Source organism: Prauserella salsuginis, assembly GCF_024648885.1.
GTDB lineage: Bacteria > Actinomycetota > Actinomycetes > Mycobacteriales > Pseudonocardiaceae > Prauserella > Prauserella salsuginis.
The window spans coordinates 714,831-732,445 of record NZ_JANBBF010000010.1 but is presented as its reverse complement, the minus strand read 5'-3'; the positions used below and the strand labels follow the sequence as shown (position 1 = coordinate 732,445).

15 protein-coding genes are annotated in these 17,615 nt (G+C 70.8%); 7 read left to right on the top strand and 8 right to left on the bottom strand.

The annotated features are described in order from the left end of the window. Nucleotides 1-92: 92 nt before the first annotated feature. Together LY40_RS14545 and LY40_RS14540 are read right to left on the bottom strand one after the other, a co-directional pair. The gene (locus LY40_RS14545; RefSeq protein WP_258937151.1) at nucleotides 93-3,074 is read right to left on the bottom strand and encodes a sacsin N-terminal ATP-binding-like domain-containing protein; all 2,982 of its coding nucleotides are present in this window, start codon (nucleotides 3,072-3,074) and stop codon (nucleotides 93-95) included. Further along, nucleotides 3,071-3,835 (bottom strand): DUF3027 domain-containing protein, encoded by a 765-nt coding sequence (locus tag LY40_RS14540; protein ID WP_258937150.1) that lies wholly within the window; start codon nucleotides 3,833-3,835, stop codon nucleotides 3,071-3,073. The genes LY40_RS14545 and LY40_RS14540 overlap by 4 nt, the downstream gene beginning before the upstream one ends. A 108-nt stretch (nucleotides 3,836-3,943) precedes the next feature. Between LY40_RS14540 and LY40_RS14535 the strand changes: the two genes are divergently transcribed. From LY40_RS14535 to LY40_RS14525, 3 genes are all read left to right on the top strand, one after another. Then, entirely contained in the window at nucleotides 3,944-4,747 is an 804-nt protein-coding gene (locus LY40_RS14535; RefSeq protein ID WP_258937149.1) for a glutaminyl-peptide cyclotransferase, read from the top strand. A gap of 457 nt (nucleotides 4,748-5,204) precedes the next feature. Further along, entirely contained in the window at nucleotides 5,205-7,037 is a 1,833-nt protein-coding gene (locus LY40_RS14530; protein ID WP_258937219.1) for an MFS transporter, read from the top strand. Between the two features lie 10 nt (nucleotides 7,038-7,047). Then, nucleotides 7,048-7,560, top strand: a complete 513-nt coding sequence (locus LY40_RS14525; RefSeq protein WP_258937148.1) for a DUF2771 family protein — start codon at nucleotides 7,048-7,050, stop codon at nucleotides 7,558-7,560. A 113-nt stretch (nucleotides 7,561-7,673) separates the two neighbouring features. Here LY40_RS14525 and LY40_RS14520 read toward each other — a convergent pair whose 3' ends face one another. Next, on the bottom strand, nucleotides 7,674-8,060 hold the full coding sequence (locus LY40_RS14520; protein ID WP_183785390.1) for a cold-shock protein: 387 nt from the start codon (nucleotides 8,058-8,060) through the stop codon (nucleotides 7,674-7,676). Between the two features lie 165 nt (nucleotides 8,061-8,225). Here LY40_RS14520 and LY40_RS14515 point away from each other — a divergent pair, with 165 nt between their 5' ends. Continuing rightward, nucleotides 8,226-8,459 carry a hypothetical protein gene (locus LY40_RS14515; RefSeq protein ID WP_183782688.1) on the top strand — a complete coding sequence of 78 codons (234 nt, stop codon included), beginning with the start codon at nucleotides 8,226-8,228 and terminating at the stop codon, nucleotides 8,457-8,459. 260 nt (nucleotides 8,460-8,719) lie between these two features. Here the strand turns inward: LY40_RS14515 and LY40_RS14510 are convergent, their stop codons facing one another. Both LY40_RS14510 and LY40_RS14505 read right to left on the bottom strand, forming a co-directional pair. Next, a complete protein-coding gene (locus tag LY40_RS14510) occupies nucleotides 8,720-9,328 on the bottom strand; it encodes an HAD family hydrolase (protein ID WP_258937147.1) in 609 nt (202 codons plus the stop codon). A 106-nt stretch (nucleotides 9,329-9,434) separates the two neighbouring features. Continuing rightward, the gene (locus LY40_RS14505; protein WP_258937146.1) at nucleotides 9,435-11,096 is read right to left on the bottom strand and encodes an AMP-binding protein; all 1,662 of its coding nucleotides are present in this window, start codon (nucleotides 11,094-11,096) and stop codon (nucleotides 9,435-9,437) included. Between the two features lie 151 nt (nucleotides 11,097-11,247). Between LY40_RS14505 and LY40_RS14500 the strand changes: the two genes are divergently transcribed. Together LY40_RS14500 and LY40_RS14495 are read left to right on the top strand one after the other, a co-directional pair. Then, complete coding sequence (locus LY40_RS14500) at nucleotides 11,248-12,009, top strand: PhzF family phenazine biosynthesis protein (protein ID WP_258937145.1); 762 nt, start codon at nucleotides 11,248-11,250, stop codon at nucleotides 12,007-12,009. Between the two features lie 81 nt (nucleotides 12,010-12,090). Next, nucleotides 12,091-12,462 carry a YccF domain-containing protein gene (locus LY40_RS14495; RefSeq protein WP_183782680.1) on the top strand — a complete coding sequence of 124 codons (372 nt, stop codon included), beginning with the start codon at nucleotides 12,091-12,093 and terminating at the stop codon, nucleotides 12,460-12,462. 54 nt (nucleotides 12,463-12,516) lie between these two features. Here LY40_RS14495 and LY40_RS14490 read toward each other — a convergent pair whose 3' ends face one another. Next, nucleotides 12,517-12,993 (bottom strand): (2Fe-2S)-binding protein, encoded by a 477-nt coding sequence (locus tag LY40_RS14490; protein ID WP_258937144.1) that lies wholly within the window; start codon nucleotides 12,991-12,993, stop codon nucleotides 12,517-12,519. A 10-nt stretch (nucleotides 12,994-13,003) separates the two neighbouring features. Beyond that, nucleotides 13,004-15,409, bottom strand: coding sequence for a molybdopterin cofactor-binding domain-containing protein (locus tag LY40_RS14485; RefSeq protein ID WP_258937143.1), 2,406 nt, complete (start codon nucleotides 15,407-15,409; stop codon nucleotides 13,004-13,006). Nucleotides 15,410-15,847: 438 nt separating this feature from the next. Between LY40_RS14485 and LY40_RS14480 the strand changes: the two genes are divergently transcribed. Beyond that, nucleotides 15,848-16,651 carry a LuxR C-terminal-related transcriptional regulator gene (locus tag LY40_RS14480; RefSeq protein WP_258937142.1) on the top strand — a complete coding sequence of 268 codons (804 nt, stop codon included), beginning with the start codon at nucleotides 15,848-15,850 and terminating at the stop codon, nucleotides 16,649-16,651. Between the two features lie 39 nt (nucleotides 16,652-16,690). Here LY40_RS14480 and LY40_RS14475 read toward each other — a convergent pair whose 3' ends face one another. Beyond that, nucleotides 16,691-17,542, bottom strand: a complete 852-nt coding sequence (locus tag LY40_RS14475) for an endonuclease/exonuclease/phosphatase family protein (RefSeq protein WP_258937141.1) — start codon at nucleotides 17,540-17,542, stop codon at nucleotides 16,691-16,693. Between the last annotated feature and the right edge of the window lie 73 nt (nucleotides 17,543-17,615).

The following is a 17,615-nucleotide window of genomic DNA, read 5'->3' as shown; positions in this document are numbered from 1 at the left end:
CGGCCCCGCAACCGGCTCTCCGCCCGGCCGGCACGTCCCCCGCCGACAGATATCGATCGACAGGTATCGGCTCGAGGCGGGGCGGACCGCCGTCAGCCGAGCAGCGTCCTCGGGTCCGGATCGTCGAGCAGCGCGGCGATCTCCCACCGGCGTGACCACAGTCCGGCCGCCCAGGCAAACGCCCTGGCCAGACCGTCGGACGTGTCCGTCGCGTGCAGCACCCCGGTTTCGGCAGGACCGGCACCGCCGGCCGGCCCGCCGTGCGGATCGGGGCGGCACCACCACGGAACGGCCACGTCGTTCCCACCGACGTCGGCACCGGCCACCGTGAGGTGATCGTGCACGACGACGCCTCCCTCCGGCAGTGCCACGCCCAGCAGCTCGGCGACCTCGACGACGGCGGGCAGTTCCGGCCACGCCGCGAACTCGCCCTCGCTGCTCACATCGACGTCGATCACGCCGGTGGCGAGCGGCAGGTCGAACGCCTCGGCCAACGCGGCCACCGGGCCGGTATCGGGAATGCCCGCATCGGAACCACCACCGGTCCCGCCGGCCCGACGGCCGGGGGTGCCGGCGGTTGCGCACGCCACGAACCGGGAGGGAGCAGCCGCACCGAGCAACCACGGCCCGTCCAGCACGACGACGTCCTCGGCGTCGGCGACCGCGCCATCGAGCGTGCGCACCCGGTCCGGCGGCTCGACGTGGCCGGTCGCCACCGGCCGGTGCTCGCCCACCAGCCGATGGACCCGCAGCGTCAGCCCGAGCGGCACCGACCGGTCGGGATCGGCCAGCCGGTCGCACAGGTCCGCGACGTCGTCGGAGTCCACAGTGGAGGCATCCGGCAGCCCGCCGCGGACGCCGACGACGGCAAGCTGCTCCGGCGACAGGCCGACGTCGGGCACCGGGTCGAACAGTCCGGCGAGGTCGTGGGCCGCGGGCATCCGCCAGTCCATCGGGGCGCGCCCGCCGAGCAGCGCGAACCGCGCGAGCCACCACGGCGTGTGCCCGCCGGGTTCGGTCAACGCACGCCACGTCTCCGGCCGCTGCGCCAGCAGCCGGATCGCCGCGGGCCAGGCGTCGTCGGCGACGAGGTCGAGATCGCGCACCGCATACACCCGCGCCGGTGCGACCGCCTCCCACCACGCGGCCTCGTCGGGCAGCTCGTGGTCGGCTTCGGCCGGCTCGTCGTCGGTGACCAGCGCGAACGAGTCGAGCACCCCGAGCACGGTGAGCGCGGCCGGGTCGTGGAATCCGGCGAAGGTCTCGTCGAGCACGTCGAGTGCGCCGTCCTCGCCCACGGCTTCCGGGTCGAACACCTCGAGTACCGGTGCTCCGGGCAGCACCAGTTCGTCGGCCCTGCGCCACCCGGACCGTGCGGGCAGCGCCAGGGCTCCCAGTTCGGCCGCGTCGCCATGACCGGAGAGCCGCAGCACCGCGTCGACGAACGGCCGGACGTCCACGCCGGAGACGGCGTCCTCGACGCTGCGTTCCACGGCCTCCCGCAGCGCAGGCGACGCCAGCAGCTCCGCGGGGCCGGCGCGGTCGGCACCGAGGCGTTCGAGCAGCGGATGCGCCGCCTCGGGGTGCACCAGGTGCAGCCCGACGACGTCGAGTCCGCCGATGTCGTCCAGGCCGGAATCCGCCAGTGCGGGATCCGGCAGCAGCGCACCGCGCGGCCCCGGGACGGTGCGGCCGTCGGCGAGCGGAACCGGGATCCCGCCCAGCTCGGCGGGGTCGATCTCGCGCCGCTCGACGGCGGCGAGCAACGCGTCGTAGAGCCCGTGCCACCAGGCCGGAGTCCGGTCGATCCCGGTGAGCGCCTCGGCGACCTCGGCGACGCCGATCGCGCGCGCACCCACCGTCTCGAGCAGCCGGGCCGCACCGGGCCCGCACGCGACGGCCAGGCCGGGGACCACGTCGGCGAGCAGCCCGACCAGCTCCGGCGCATCCACCGGCAACACGCGGGCCCGCCCGCCTGCGACCTCGCCGCCCGCGACGGCCGGTAGCCAATCCTGTTCGGACAGTTCCGCGATCACGAGGTCACGGAGCTCGGCGTCCACTTCGGACAGCGGAAAGCGTGCCTCGGGTACGGCCATCGACCGGTGCGCGGACTCCAGGCGACGTGCCAACCCCGGATAGATCCGGGCCGCGGCGGCGAGCACCGGCCGGGCCGCCTCACCGGTCAGCACGCGCCTGCGCGACGGCTCGACCGGCACGGGCGCGAACAGCCGCGCGGGCAGCGACAACCGCTCGTCCGTCGGCGTCGGCGTGTGCAGCACGTCCTCGGTGCGCGGCACCGGCGTGCCCGCGTCGGCGTCGTCGACCGGCAGCGCCCACACCACGCCGTCCTCGGCGTGCGTCAGCCACCGCGCCGTTCCCTCCGGCGTCGACAACGTGACGACGCCACCTCCGGCGTCTGCCTCCGCCTCCGATCGCGTCCAGGTGCGGCCGTCGACGTCCACGCGCGCCAGCCACGGCAACGCCAGCAGCAGATCCGGCACCTCGGCGGTGATCGCGGCCAGCACGTCGCCGGCAGGCACCGTCAGCGGCAACCGCACCTCGGTGTCGAATCCGTCGGGAACGGGAGGTTCGTCGACGCCGGGTGGCCACGGCAGCCGCAACACCGGCACGTCATCGGCGCCTGCCTCGGCCTTCGTGCGCTGCTCGGAGAACACCACACCACCGGTGCTCGAGACGATGCGCGGCTCCGACGTCACCGCCAGCACCGCGGCGAAGCCGACCCCGAACCGGCCGACCGTGCCGGCCGGTTTGGCCGAAGCCCGCAGCGAAGCCAGCGCGGCCACGCCCGCCTCGTCGAGCAGCGCGCCCGTGTTCGCCACGCGCAGTTCGCCGCCCGTCACCGCCACGCGCAGGTGTCCCGGCCGCCCGGCCAGCGCGGCGGCGTCCGCGGCGTTCTGGGCGAGTTCGACCAGCAGCCGGTCGCGATACCCGCCGGCACGCAGGTCGCGTTCGGCGTTGGTGTCCTCGGTCAGCCTGGTCGGCGAATCCTCCCAGGCACGCAGGACGGCGGCGCGCAGCCGGTCCAGGCCGAACGCGTCAGGCAGGCCGCTCACCCACTCGCGGGCTCGGAGTCGAGCAGCGAATCGTCGTAGACCAGCTCGGCGACGGGCACCGACGGCGCCGTCTCGACCTTGACCTCCGAGTGCGCGCCGCAGCCGTACTCGGTGTGCACGACGTGCCCGTCGGCGGGCGCGTACTCGTTGCCGCACACGCCGAACGCCGCCTTCATCGACCCGCCCAGCTGCAGGTAGAACCCGCAGGTGCCGCACGTCGCCGGCGCGCTGCGCGCCATGTCCGCGCGCGGGCCGTACTCGCCGCCCTTCCAGCGCCTCGCCGAGTCCTCCCGGCCCTCGCGCGACATCACGCGCGCCCTGCCGAGCCCCAGCTCGTGGGCGGTCTCGGTCACCTCGGGGTCGTCGACGTCCAGGTAGGCGGGCACGAGCCGGTCGTCACCGGGTTCGGGCGGGAAGAGGTCGCCCACTCCGAGATCGCCGGCGCGCACCCGGCGTTCCCACGGCACCCAGCTCGGCGCGACCAGGGCGTCCGGCCCCGGCCGCAGCACGACCTCGCTGACCGTCACGGGAGAGTCTTCACCCGCCGCCGCGACCGTCACCGACCAGCGCCAGCCGCGGTATCCGGCCACGAGAGCATCGAACAGGTGGCTGACGGACACGGCGTCCTCGTGTTCGACACCGACGTGCGCGCCCACGTGCTCCTCGCCCGCGTCGAGGACGGCCGCCTCGCGCGCCGTCTCCACCGCGTCGACCAGCTTCTGCCGGTTCGCACCGTTGTCGAGGGTGACAGGCAACGTCATGGTCGCCATTGTGCCGCACGGGCAGTCCCCCGCCTGCGCGGCCGCCGAAACAGCGAGGCCGCACACGCGGGCGGACCGCACCGAGACACCTGTGCGAGGCTCGACGGCGTGAAACGCGCATCGATCCTGCTCGCTGCCGCCACCGTTCTCGCCGCCTGCGCACCCGGCACCGCCGACCGGGCCGAACAGGGTGCGCGGACGAGCTCGGGCGACGGCGTCGAGCAGCTGCGCGTGCAGGTCGAACAGGAACTGCCGCACGACGAGACCGCGTTCACCCAGGGCCTCGAGTTCGCGGGCGAGACGCTCTACGAGGGCACCGGGCGCAACGGGCAGTCGAAGCTGACGGCGGGCCCCGCGGGCGGGCCGCCGGAACGCAGCGTGGACCTGCCCGAGGAGTTCTTCGGCGAGGGCATCACGGTCACCGACGTCCGGGTGTGGCAGCTCACGTGGACCAGCGGCGTCGCCATCGAGCGCGACCCGGAAACGCTCGCCGAACGTGGCCGCGTGTCCTACGACGGCGAGGGCTGGGGCCTGTGCGACCAGGAGAATCGGCTGGTCATGAGCGACGGTTCGGCGACGCTGACGTTCCGTGACCCCGAGACGTTCGCACCGCAGGGATCGGTCGAGGTCACCGAGGCGGGCAGCCCGGTCGAGAACCTCAACGAACTCGAATGCGTCGGCGACGACGTCTACGCCAACGTGTGGCAGACCGAGGACATCGTCCGCATCGACCCCGCCGACGGACGGGTGACCGCACGCATCGACGCCTCCGGGCTGCTCGACGACGGCGAGGTCACCTCCCCCGAGGCGGTCCTCAACGGCATCGCCGCCTATCCGGGATCGGACCGCTTTTTGATCACGGGCAAGCTGTGGCCGAAAATGTTCCGGGTGACGTTCGGTCCGGCGAACTGAGCCGCCCAGGGGCGGACCGCCCGCGAAGAGGAGCGGGCGGCCTCGAGCGGGCAGAGTCGAGCGGGCGAGTCGAGCATCACCCGGACGGGTCGGGGACGAGTACGGCAGGATTGAGCACATGGGGTCGAACAAGCGGGGCAAGCGGAGGTGGACACCCGAACCGGGGTCACAGCAACCGCCCGCCGAGAACACCCCACCGAGGAACCCGACCCGGCCCCGTCAGACACCCCGCCCGCCGGGTCCTGACCGGCAGGAACGACGTGGTGGGCCCCAGCAGCCGCCCCAGCAGCCCCGTGGTGGGCCCCAGCAGCCGCACCCGCCGCAGCCAGGTCCGCAGCCGCAGCCAGGTCCGCAGCCGCAGCCAGGTCCGCAGCCGCAGCCAGGTCCGCAGCCGCAGCCAGGTCCGCAGCCGCAGCCAGGTCCGCAGCCACCTCGGCGGCCGCCCGAGCCACCGGACGTGACGGCCGACAACGCCCCGACCGGCGCGATCCCCGTTCCGCCCCGCGGATCCCGTCCGTATCCGCCCCGGCCGTGGGAACAGGCGCCGCAGCCGCCGAGCGGCCGCAACGACTTCGGCGACTACTACGACACGGGCGGCTACCCGCCGAGACCCGGCGAGGGGCCCGAACCGGACCGCCCCGGCAGCCACCAGGAGCAGCCGGGTGGGTCGCACGGCCCGCAGGCACCGCCCGAGGACACCGAGCACGGGTTCGACGCCGGTACGAAGACGCCGCGCAAGCTGACCGTGACCCGCGTCGCGGCCCTGCGCAGCAGGGAGCTGTCCGGCAAGGCCGTCGGCGCGTTCCAGCGGGCGGCGAAGGCCGACGGCGCCGAGAAGTCCGGGCTGACCTCGCTGACGTACGCGGTGATGCTGAACTACGCCAGTGACGCGGCCATGGCCGTCGCGCTGGCCAACACGCTGTTCTTCGCGGCGAGCAGCGGCGAGAGCCGCGGCAAGGTCGCGCTCTACCTGCTCATCACGATCGCACCGTTCGCACTGGTCGCGCCCGTGATCGGACCCGCACTGGACCGCATCCAGCGCGGCCGCAGGCTCGCCATGTGCATCGCCAGCGCGGGGCAGCTGCTCATGTGCGTGCTGATGGCGTTGAACTTCGACAGCTGGATCCTCTACCCCGCCGCGCTGGGGAAGATGGTGCTGTCGAAGTCGTTCATGGTGCTCAAGGCGGCGGTGACACCACGTGTCCTGCCACCGGAGATAACTCTGTCCAAAACCAATGCGCGACTGACCGTCTTCGGCCTCGCCGCGGGTGGCGCGTTCGGCGCGGTGGCCGCCGGACTGAACTCGCTGTTCGGCTCGTCGGCCGCGCTCTGGTACACGGCCGTCATCTGCGGTATCGGCGCGTTCCAGGCGATGCGCATCCCGTCGTGGGTCGAGGTCACCGAGGGCGAGGTCCCTGCTTCGCTGACCGACCACCACGCCACCGGTGCCGACGCCAGACAGGCCAGGCCGAAACGCACTCCCATGAGCCACCACACCACGGTGGCGCTGTGGGGCAACGGTTCGATCCGCCTGCTCACCGGGTTCCTGATGATGTTCGCGGCCTTCGCCGTGAAGGAACAGACCGAGGCAGGCGACTACAGCCCGTTCATGCAGCTGATCATGCTCGGCGTGATCGGCGCCGCGGCCGGTGCGGGCGGGTTCATCGGCAACGCGATCGGCTCGCGGATGCAATTCGGCAACCCCGACCAGGTCATCCTCGTGTGCGTGGCCTCGGCGCTGGCGTCCACGGTCATCGCCGCCGTCGCGTCGGGCCTGACCACCGCGGCGATCGTCGGGCTCGCCGGAGCCACCGCGAGCGCACTGGCGAAGAACTCCCTCGACGCGGTGATCCAGCAGGACATGCCCGAGGAGTCGCGAGCGTCGGCGTTCGGCCGGTCGGAGACCGTGCTGCAGCTCGCGTGGGTGTCCGGCGGCGCCGTCGGCCTGCTGCTGCCGCCCACGTACTGGATCGGCTTCCTGGTCGTGTCGGTGCTGCTCGCGCTGGGCCTGACGCAGACGTGGCTCGCCCGCGCCGGCAAGTCGATGCTGCCGAACCTCGGCGGGCAGCTGAAGTCCATGGCCAGCAGGACCGCCCGCAAACCGGCCGCTGGCTCGTCCGCGTCGCCCACCGGCTCGTCGCAGGGCGCCGCGCGTGGACCGGCGGCAGGGGCCGGCAGGTCGTACGGCTCCACGAACGGCTCCGGCAACGGTCCCACCGCCGGCCCGTCCGATGGGGCAGCAGGCCCGGCCGGAGGCCCCTCGGCCGCCGAACCCGCACGCGAGCCGTAACCTGAGCAACATGCGACGAGCGGTAGGAGCCTTGCTGGGCTGCGCGGCGTTGTTCGTGACGGGCTGCTCGGCGGCGCCGGACCCGGAGGTCACCTTCTACGCCGACGGCGACACGACCGTCGCCGCACCCCTCATCTACTGCGACGAGGTCCTCAAGGAGTGCGGCGACGAGAACACCCCGGTCAACCTCGACGTCCGGCCGGGCATGCCCGTGCAGGTATCGGTGCCGGGCAACGTGGCCGACACCCCGTGGGTGATCATCGTCCAGTACCTCAACACCGAGACCGGCGAGGAGTCCGTCGACCAGCGGGCGTTCACCGACGGCTCACGGCACGCCTACACCGCCACGCCACCGACACCGCAGGACCGGGTGGCGGTCGTCGAGGTACAGCAGATCGGCGCCGCCTACGGCGTCGACGCACAGGGCAACCCCATCGTCGACGAGCACGGCCAGCCCCAGCTCGTCACCCGCGGCATCTGGTCGCTGCAGAACTCCGCATCCCCCGACCGCGACCGGCGGTGACCCGGCCGACCCCGTGTCGAGCCGGTCCCGGCGTCACGAGGCCGACGTGATGCAGCGACCCCGGCGACGGCCGCTGCGTCACCGGGGTCGCTGTCCTCAGGAACGGACAGGGATCAGGGATCGAGGTCACGGGCGACGGCCCGCATGACCTCGGCGATCTTCTTGGTCTTCTTCCGCTCCGGATACCTGCCACGCCGCAGCTCCGGCTGTACCGTCGCCTCCAGGAGCTTGATCATGTCGTCGACCATGCCGTGCAGCTCCTCCGCGGGACGGCGGCGCGCCTCGGCGACCGACGGCGGCGCGTCCAGCAGCCGGATCGACAGCGCCTGCGGACCGCGGCGGCCGTCGGCCACCCCGAACTCCAACCGCTGACCGGACTTGAGGGATTCCACACCCTGCGGCAACGCGGCCTTCCGAATAAAGACGTCCTCGCCGCCGTCCTGCGTGACGAAGCCGAACCCCTTATCCGCGTCGTACCACTTGACCTTGCCGGTCGGCACTTCCCTCACCGTTCCTTCGCTGCTCTGACCGCGGTGCGGGCTGATGTGCCCGTCCCGCATGACGAACGCGCCCCAGGTCTGCGTACCCAGGACGCGCGTACCGTCAAGCTTATCTCGCCACACACGGTGCGTTCCAGGACATTGCAGGCTCTACTATGAGCACTCATGACGACCAGCACTTCGGACGAGCAGGCGGCCCGCACCGGAAAGCCCCTGCTGATGCGTCTCGGCGTCGGCCTGTTCGCCGTCGGCATGCTTGCCGTGATCATCGTGTTCGTCCTGTTCGCGGCCGGGATGGAAGACCTTCCGGTGTGGCTGTCGGTGGCCGCTGGCGTCGTCACACCGCTCGGCCTCGGCCTCGGCCTGATCGCCCTCGTCCGCGAACACAAGGGCTCCTGACACCGGGTCCGACATCGGAGCCCCTACACCGAGGCTCCTGACGCCGGGACCGCGGCGGTCCGCGCCAGGTGGGCTCACGACCCGGGATCGGCACGGCTTCAGGGATCGGCTCGAATCTGCACGGCTCTCGCCGCGCTGCGGCCGTCAGGCGATGTGTCGACTCCACGCGTTTCCGGGCCGGGACCGGCCACGGTCCCGACCGGTCCCGACCGGTCCGTCCCGCCGGCCGGTACCGCGCACCGCACCCGGTCCGTGGCCGGTTACGTGAACGCGCCGCGCAGCCAGTCGGGCAGCTCCGTCAGCGAACCGAGCACCACCTCGGCGCCCGCCTCGACGAGTTCGTCACGGGAGCAGGGCCCGGTGACCACGCCCACCGCGACCGCACCGGCCGCCCGGGCGCCGTACATGTCACCGATGTGGTCCCCGACATAAACCGTCGCACCGTGTTCGATCAGCGCCTCGGCCTTGCCCGTGGACCACAGATCCCCGACGAGACGGTCGACCGGCAGGTCGAGCGACTTGACGTGCAGGTCGGCGTTCGGCCCGTACTTGCCCGTGACCACCAGGGCCGTCGCACCCAGCTCGCGGACCGTCTCGAGGGATTCCTTCGCACCTGGCAGTGCCACCGTGCGCGGGATCACGATGTCGGGGTAGTTCGTGCGGAACTGCGTGATCAGGTCCGGGATCCGCTCCTCGGGAGCGCCGAACCCACGCAACGCCTGGTCGAGCGGCGGCCCGAGGTGGGCTGCGAACTGCTCCCCGTCCAGCGGCAGGTCGTTGTCCTCACCGAGCCGGTTCATCGCCGCGACCATCCCGGGCCGCGGGTCGATCAACGTCATGTCCAGGTCGAATCCCACGCATGTCAGCACCCGGACCACGGTAATCGCCCCCGCGCCGTCCCCGTTGCGGATCCCAGCGGCCGTGTTGCGGATCCCAGCGGCCGTGTTGTGCGCCCGGGGCACACAACACGGCCGCTCAGGCGTGCTCGGACTCGGCGAGGTCCTTCAGCCCCAGCAGTTCGACGGCCTGTTGCCGCATCTCGACCTTGCGCACCTTGCCGGTGACCGTCATCGGGAAGTCGTCGACCACCCGGACGTAGCGGGGGATCTTGTAGTGCGCCAGCTTGCCCTGGCAGAACTCCCGCAGCGCCTCGGCCGTCAGCGGCTCGGCACCTTCGCGCATGCGCACCCACGCCATGAGTTCCTCGCCGTACTTGGCGTCCGGCACTCCGATCACCTGCGCATCGAGCACGTCCGGGTGCGTGTAGAGGAACTCCTCGATCTCACGCGGGTAGATGTTCTCGCCGCCGCGGATGACCATGTCCTTGATGCGGCCGGTGATGTTGACGTAGCCGGCGTCGTCCATCACGGCGAGGTCGCCGGTGTGCATCCAGCGCGCGGAGTCGATGGCCTCGGACGTCTTGTCCGGCTGATTCCAGTAGCCGAGCATCACCGAGTAGCCACGGGTGCACAACTCGCCCGGTTCGCCGCGCGGCACGGTCAGCCCGGTGGCCGGGTCGATCACCTTCACCTCGAGGTGCGGACCGACCCTGCCCACAGTGGACACCCGGCGTTCGATGGTGTCGTCGGCGCGCGTCTGTGTGGAGACCGGCGACGTCTCGGTCATGCCGTAGCAGATCGACACCTCGGCCATCCCCATCCGCTCGATGACCTGTTTCATGACCTCGACCGGACACGGCGAGCCCGCCATGATTCCGGTGCGCAGCGTGGAGAGGTCGTAGTCGTCGAAACCGTCCTCGGCGAGTTCGGCGATGAACATCGTCGGCACGCCGTAGAGCGACGTGCACCGCTCGGCCTGCACGGCCTCGAGTGACGACTTCGGGTCGAACCCCGGCGCCGGGATCACCATGCAGGCGCCGTGACTCGTGGCGGCCAGGTTTCCCATCACCATGCCGAAGCAGTGGTAGAACGGCACGGGGATGCAGATCCGGTCCCGCTCGGTGTAGTTGCACAGCTCGCCGACGAAGAATCCGTTGTTGAGGATGTTGTGGTGCGACAGTGTCGCGCCCTTCGGGAATCCTGTCGTGCCGGACGTGTACTGGATGTTGATCGGGTCGTCGGCCGACAGGTTCCGCGAAGCGGCGTCGAGCTTCTCGGCATCACCGTCCGATTCGAACAATGCCGTCCACTCAGGACGTTGCAGGAGCACGACGTCGGACAGGGATTCACAGCGCGGACGCACCTCGTCGATCATCGCGGCATAGTCGGAGGTCTTGAAACTCTCCGCGGCGACGAGCATGCGAATACCGGACTGGTTCAGCACATACTCCAGTTCGTGTGCGCGATACGCCGGATTGATGTTGACGAGAACCGCTCCGATCTTGGCCGTCGCGTACTGCGTCAAAGTCCATTCCGGACAGTTCGGCGCCCAGATTCCGACGCGGTCACCCTTCGAAACGCCCTTGGCGAGCAGCCCCAGCGCGAGTGCGTCGATGTCGGCCTTCAGCTCCCGGTACGTCCACCTGCGCCCGGACGGCAGGTCCACCAGCGCGTCACGATCACCGCAGGCCGCCACCGTCCGGTCGAAGTTGTCGCCGATCGTGTCGCCGAGCAGCGGGACGTCCGACGTCCCGGAGGCATAGCTGGGGAGGACGGGCGTGGCAGCTGGCGAATTCATGATGTGCTCCTTGGGCGTCAGCATTGACGTTTCCGCCGGTCAGTCTAGGGACCCCACGGGCAAGGGGCCACAGCTCAGCAGCTGGCGTGAGGCCATGGCTCGCGGCAGTACGGCGACACCGGCTCCCGGCCGCCGGCCCTAGGGTGTGGTCATGCAGCTCTACGTAGTCGACTCCTTCACCGACACCGCCTTCCGTGGAAACCCGGCCGCCGTCATGCTGCTCGACGAACCGGCCGACGAACACTGGATGCAGTCCGTGGCCGCGGAGATGAAGCACGCGGAGACGGCGTTCGTCGTCACCGCGCAGGATCCGAAACCGCTGCGCTGGTTCACGCCCACGACCGAGGTGTCGCTGTGCGGCCACGCCACCCTGGCGACGGCCCACGTGCTGGGCGGCTCGCAGACGTTCGCGACCGCATCCGGCGAGCTGCGCTGCGCCCGGTCGGGGACGGGCATCGACATGCGCTTCCCCGCCGACCCGCCCACGAGGTTCGCCGACGTGGACGTCTCCCGCGCCTTGCCGTCGGTGCCGGTGACCGAGGTCCGCCGCAGCGCCGGGTTCCTGCTGGTCGTCAGCGACGACACCGCCGCCGTGCGCAGCTGCGAACCGGACTTCGACGTGCTGGCCGGCCTGCACCCGCATTCGGTGATCGTCACCGGCCCCTCCGACACCGACGGCGTCGACTTCGTCAGCCGCATGTTCGCCCCGGCCATCGGCATTCCGGAGGATCCCGTCACCGGATCGGCCCACTGCGTGCTGGCGCCGTACTGGGCCGAGCGCCTCGGCCGCGGCGAGCTCACCGGTGAACAGGCCTCTCCGCGCGGCGGCATCGTGCGCACCCGCCTCGACGGCGACCACGTCGTCCTGTCCGGCACCGCCGTCACCGTCGTCGAGGGAACCCTCGTCGCGTGACCGCGGGGTGACACCGCCCCTCCCCGGCTCGGCCGCCCCGGTGGGTGGCCGAGCCGGGGCCGGTTCCGGAAGACTGGCGACGTGACCGTACTGCTCAACCTGATCTGGCTCGTGTTCGCGGGCTTCTGGCTGGCGCTCGGATATCTGATCGCGGGGATCGTGTGCTGCATCCTCGTGGTGACGATCCCGTTCGGGCTCGCATCGCTGCGTATCGCCAGGTATGCGCTGTGGCCGTTCGGCCGCACGGTGACGGATCGCCGGGACGCGGGCGTGCCGTCGGTGCTCGGCAACGTGCTGTGGCTGCTGCTGGCCGGCTGGTGGATCGCACTCTGCCACCTCGTGACCGGGCTGCTGCTGTGCATCACGATCATCGGCATCCCGCTGGGTGTCGCGAACATCAAACTCGTTCCCGTCGCTCTCGTCCCGCTGGGCCGGGAGATCGTGCCGACGTAGAGGCGCCCCCGACGAGCCCGCGACGGCTTCGACGGCGCCCCCGAGCCGGGCGGCTCACATCCGCGTGGCGCCGTCCTTGATCGCCTCGCGGATCCGGAAGTACGTGCCGCAGCGGCACACGTTCCGGATTCCCTCGATGTCGGCATCGCTGAGTTCACGGCCCTCGTCGCGCGCCTTCCTGACGGTGGCGACCGCGGCCATGATCTGGCCGGGTTGGCAGTAGCCGCACTGCACGACATCGTGATCCAGCCACGCCTCCTGCATGGGGTGCAGGTCCGACTCGACGGTGTCGGCGAGCCCCTCGATCGTGGTGATCTCGTCGTCGGGGCCGACGTCGGAGACCTGGACCGAGCACGGGTTGAACGCCTTCCCGTTGATGTGGCAGGTACATGCCTTGCAGACGTTGATACCGCAGCCGTACTTCGGTCCGGTGACGCCGAGCAGGTCGCGGATCACCCAGAGCAGGCGGACATTGTCCTCGGTGTCGACGGTCACCGGTTTGCCGTTGAGCTTGAAGGTGTGTTCGGGCAACGTTGCCTCCTCAGTAGGCGTAGTCCAGGCCGTTGGTCGGCGACGGCGGCAGCGGCGGCTCGTGCGGGTACGGCTCGAACGGCAGTGGGTCGTTGTGGTTGATCGGGAAGTGCGTCGGCGTTTTTCCCGTGGCCGCGCGGTAGGCGCATGCCGTTGCGGCGAACGACGGCGCCACACCCATCTCACCCGCGCCAGCCGGGATCTCGCTCTCCTCGGCCGGCAGCACCACCGGCGTGAATTCGAACGGCAGATTCCACTGCCTGCAGTAGAAGAAGTTGTCCCAGCTGGCCTCGGCGATGCGGCCGTTGTTGAGATGCACGCTCGCCGTCAGTGCCTGCGCGAACCCGTCGATGAACCCGCCCTGCATCATCGCTTCCAGCCCGAGCGGGTTGATCACGATGTGACCGGGGATGGTGACGAGCACGCCGCGGGTCACGCGCGGCCCGGTGACGCCGTCGCGCACCTTCCGGTTGACGGTCTCGGGCCTGCAGTCGAGCTCGACGAAACACGCCATCGTCTGCTTGTACTCGTGGTGCAGCGCGATTCCGTGCCCGACTCCGTCCGGGGTCGACTTCCCGTACCCGCCGACCTCCGCGGCCTTGTCGAGCACCTTCAGCAGGCTCTCGTTCTTGACGTACTTCCGCCGGAAGTCGTACGGGTCCATGCCCATCTTCTCGGCGAGCTCGTCGACGAACAGCTCCCGCGTCGTGACGACGTCGGGCGAGTACACGTTGCGCGTGCTGCCGGTGTTGAACCCGCCGCGTGGACGGTTGTTCTCCGGTGACTGGTGCGTCTCGGTCAGCAGCGTCTTGGTGATTCCGAAGTTGTACAACGACGGGGTGGTCAACGCGAAGATCGCCTCGGAGACCGTGTAGCTCACGCCGGGCAGTTCCCTGGCGACGGTCGAGCTGACCGCGTCCCCGAGCCCGTGACTGAAATCCGTACGCACGCTCGCGAGATGCTGCTCGAAGCTGACCACGTCGCCGTTGAACGACGCGCGGATCGTGCCGACCGACATCGGGTGGACCCGGCCCTGCCTGCAGTCGTCGGCGCGGTGCCACATCAGCCTGACGGGCTTGCCGATCTTCTGCGAGATCTCCGCGGCCTCGAGCGCGGCGTCGTGGAACAGCGCGCGACCGAACGACCCACCGCCGGAGACCACGTGCACGGTCACCTGGTTGGTCGCCATGCCCAGCGCCTGGGCGATGTTCTGCTGAGCCGCGATCGGGATCTTCAGCGTCGACCAGATCTCCGCGCTGTCCGGCTTCACGTCGGCGATCGCGGCGTTGACACCGAGGGCACTGCCGTTGACGAAGGCGAACGTGAACTGCCGTTCCAGCGTCTTGGTCGCGGGTGTGGGAGGGATGACGGCCGGCGGCGTCGCGTCCTTGAGCTTCTGCTCGACCGTCGCATCGGACTCCCCGTCGACAGGCCCGGGGCTCCACTTCACGTCCAGCGCGTTGACCGCGTCGATGCACTGTCCGTAGGTCTCACCCCGCACGGCGACACCGCTGCTGATCGTCACGACGTCCGTGATGCCGGGCATCCGCCGGACCTGCTCGGCGTTCGTGACCGACTGCGGCGTGCCGTTGATCGTCGGCGGCCGGCACACCATGGTCGGCTTCGCGCCGGGGACGTCGAGGTCGGTGGTGAACTGCTTGCGCCCCGTCACCGCGTCCAGCGCGTCGATCCGCCGAGTCGGTTTACCGACGATCGCGAAGTCGGACTCGGCTTTGAGGTTCGCCTCGACCTGTTTCGTCGAGTCGCTCGCGGCCTTGGTGGCCAGGTCGCCGTAGGAGACCGACCGGCCTGCCCGCGAGGTGATCACGCCGAGCTTCGAACTGAGGAAGTTCGCCTGCTCGCCGAGGACCAGACTCGCGGCCTCGAGGAGCTTGCCCTTCGCGATCGCGGCGGCCGTCCGCACCGGGTAGTAGATGGAACTCACCGACGACGACCCGCCCGTGAGCTGGTTGGTCATCAACTCGGGCCGTGCGTCGGCGAGGGTGACGTGCACGTGGTCCAGCGGCAGGTCCATCTCCTCGGCGATGAGCATGGCGACCGTCGTGTTGATCCCCTGGCCGACCTCGGTGCGGTGCAGCTCGAAGTGCGCGTGGCCGTTCTCGTCGAGCGTGATCGTGATCAGGTTCGCCGTCGGCCGCGCCGCGTGCACGAGCGCGTCGGTGAGGTCGTAACTGTCGGCGAGCTGTGGGCTGGGAGGGACGCCCGCACCCGTCTCGGCCGCGTTCGCGGCGGGGGCACCGAACCCGGTCCCTCCGCCCAGCTCGGCCGCCGCCACCAGCGTCGGGGCAGCCAGCAGGTAGCCGAGGAAGCGGCGCCGACTGGTGGGTTCCTTGCTGAACGAGGTGTCGGGGGAGACGGCGTCCGGCTCTGCCGGGTCCGCGCGGTGGGCTGGCATGGAAGCTCCTCGACGGTGCGTGGTGGGATCATCTCCGTCAGTTGGGCTGACATGTTGCGCTCCCCCACGCGTCAGGCAATACCCCCGAGTTGGGGTGGCCGTTGACCGCTGACACCGCACGGCGGCGGAGATGCCGTGGTAGACGGGGGTACACGGCAGTTGTCGCCGAGCTGCCGGTCACGCTGTGCATTCACACGTTCCCCGGACAGGTGCCCCCGTACGGGTGTAATGGCCGGGTTCCTCCATTCGCGTATCCGCACCGGGCCGAATTGGCCGTTACACTCCTCCGACTGACGCCCAACGGCGTGGCAAGTGTCTTCGGCGCGGACGAACCCGCCGATCAGCCAACGGAGGACGGACACTATGGCCCACCTTCAGGCAGCCCCGGGTGTTCGCTTACGGCCCGACGACCGCGATGCATTCCGTGCGGAACTCCGGGTGGTGGCGAGCGACGACGGTTTCCCGGTCGCGTTCGGCGGCGAGGTGGCAGGCGGCCACCTCCGGTTGACCGACTTCGTCGGCACTCTGACCACCAGCATGAACAACCTCGACGTACGGGCGGGACGGGGCGTCGGCGGGCGGGTCGTCGCGTCGGGCAAACCGATCGGCGTCGTGGACTACACCTCCGACCGCTCCATCACCCACGACTACGACGGCCCCGTACAGGCCGAAGGACTGTCGGCGGTACTCGCCGTTCCGGTGCGGGTCGGCGGGACCTGCCGCGCGGTGCTCTACGGCGCCATCCGGCAGCGGGTGCCCGTCGGCGACAGGGCGAAGGACAAACTCGTCGGCGCCAGCAGGCGGCTGGCAGGCGAACTGGCCGTGCGGGACGAGGTGGACCGGCGGGTGGCCATGGCCGAGACCATCACGGCCACGCGCGGTGTCGACGTGTCCGATACGGCCAGCCTCGAGGAACTGCGTTCGGTGCATTCCGAGCTGTGCGCGATCGCCGGTTCGACGCAGGATCCCGGGCTGCAACACCGGATGTACGCCGTGGCGAAGCGACTCGCCGACCTGCGTTCGGGCACCACCCAACCTCCCGTGAACGCAGCGCTGTCCCGGCGCGAGACCGACGTGCTGGCGCAGATCGCGCTGGGCTGCACCAACGCCGACACGGCGGCACGGCTGTCGCTGGCACCCGAGACCGTGAAGGCCTATCTGCGTTCGGCGATGCGCAAACTCGGCGCGCACACCCGCCACGAGGCGGTCGTCCGCGCCCGTTCGGCGTGGTTACTTCCGTGACTGCCGCTGCCGTCCCGCCGCGCCGCGCAGGGCTCGGTGTCAGCGCGCCACGACGACGTCGGCGACGACGGGACGGTGATCCGATGCGGTCGCCGCGAGATCCGTCGCGGGCACGCGGGCACCACGGACACCTACCTCCCCGGACACCGCGGCGTAGTCGATCCGCTTCTCCGGGGACTCCGCGGGATACGTGAACCCGTCGCCTGCTCCCGCCTCGGCGAATCCGTCGTCCAGTTCGGTCCACAGTGGATCGAGTTCCGCCGCGTCGGGTGCGGTGTTGAAATCCCCGAGTAGCACGCGCGGTGCGCCCTCGTCGGCCGCGAGGACGTCGAGGGTTTCGGCCACCTGCCGCTCGCGGATCGACGGGTCGCCGCGGTAGTCGAGGTGCGTCGAGTAGACGTGCACGAGCGAGCCACGAGCACGGACCACGACCTCGGCGAATCCCGGCATCGGCTGCGGCCCCGCATCCGGGTCCTGTGTGGACAACCGAGTCAGATCGTGGTTGGTGAACTCCGCGATCGGGAAGCGCGACAGCACGGCGGTGCCGTACTCCCGGCGCGGCTGTCCGCGATCGGGCGGTTCGAACGAGTAGATCGGCGCGAACCGTGCGTGCATGTGGAGTTTGCGTGCGAGCTCGTCGACCACGGAGCGGTACTCGCTGCGATCGCCCCAGTGCCGGTCGACCTCCTGCAGCGCGACGACGTCGGCGCCGGTCGCCGCGATGGCGGTCGCCGTGCGGTCGAGGTCGAAGTTCCCGTCGGTGCCGATTCCGGCATGGATGTTGTAGGACGCGACGGTGAGCGCGACCGGCGGCGGGGCCGCCGACGCTTCGGGGCCCGCCAGCGCTGCGGTGAGCAGTGTGGCGGCGGCGACGGTGGCGATCCGCTTCATCGGGCGCTCCTGGGCTCGGACGATGATCCGCCCGGGAGCGTATGCCGCCCAGCCCACGCCGCCAACCACGAAC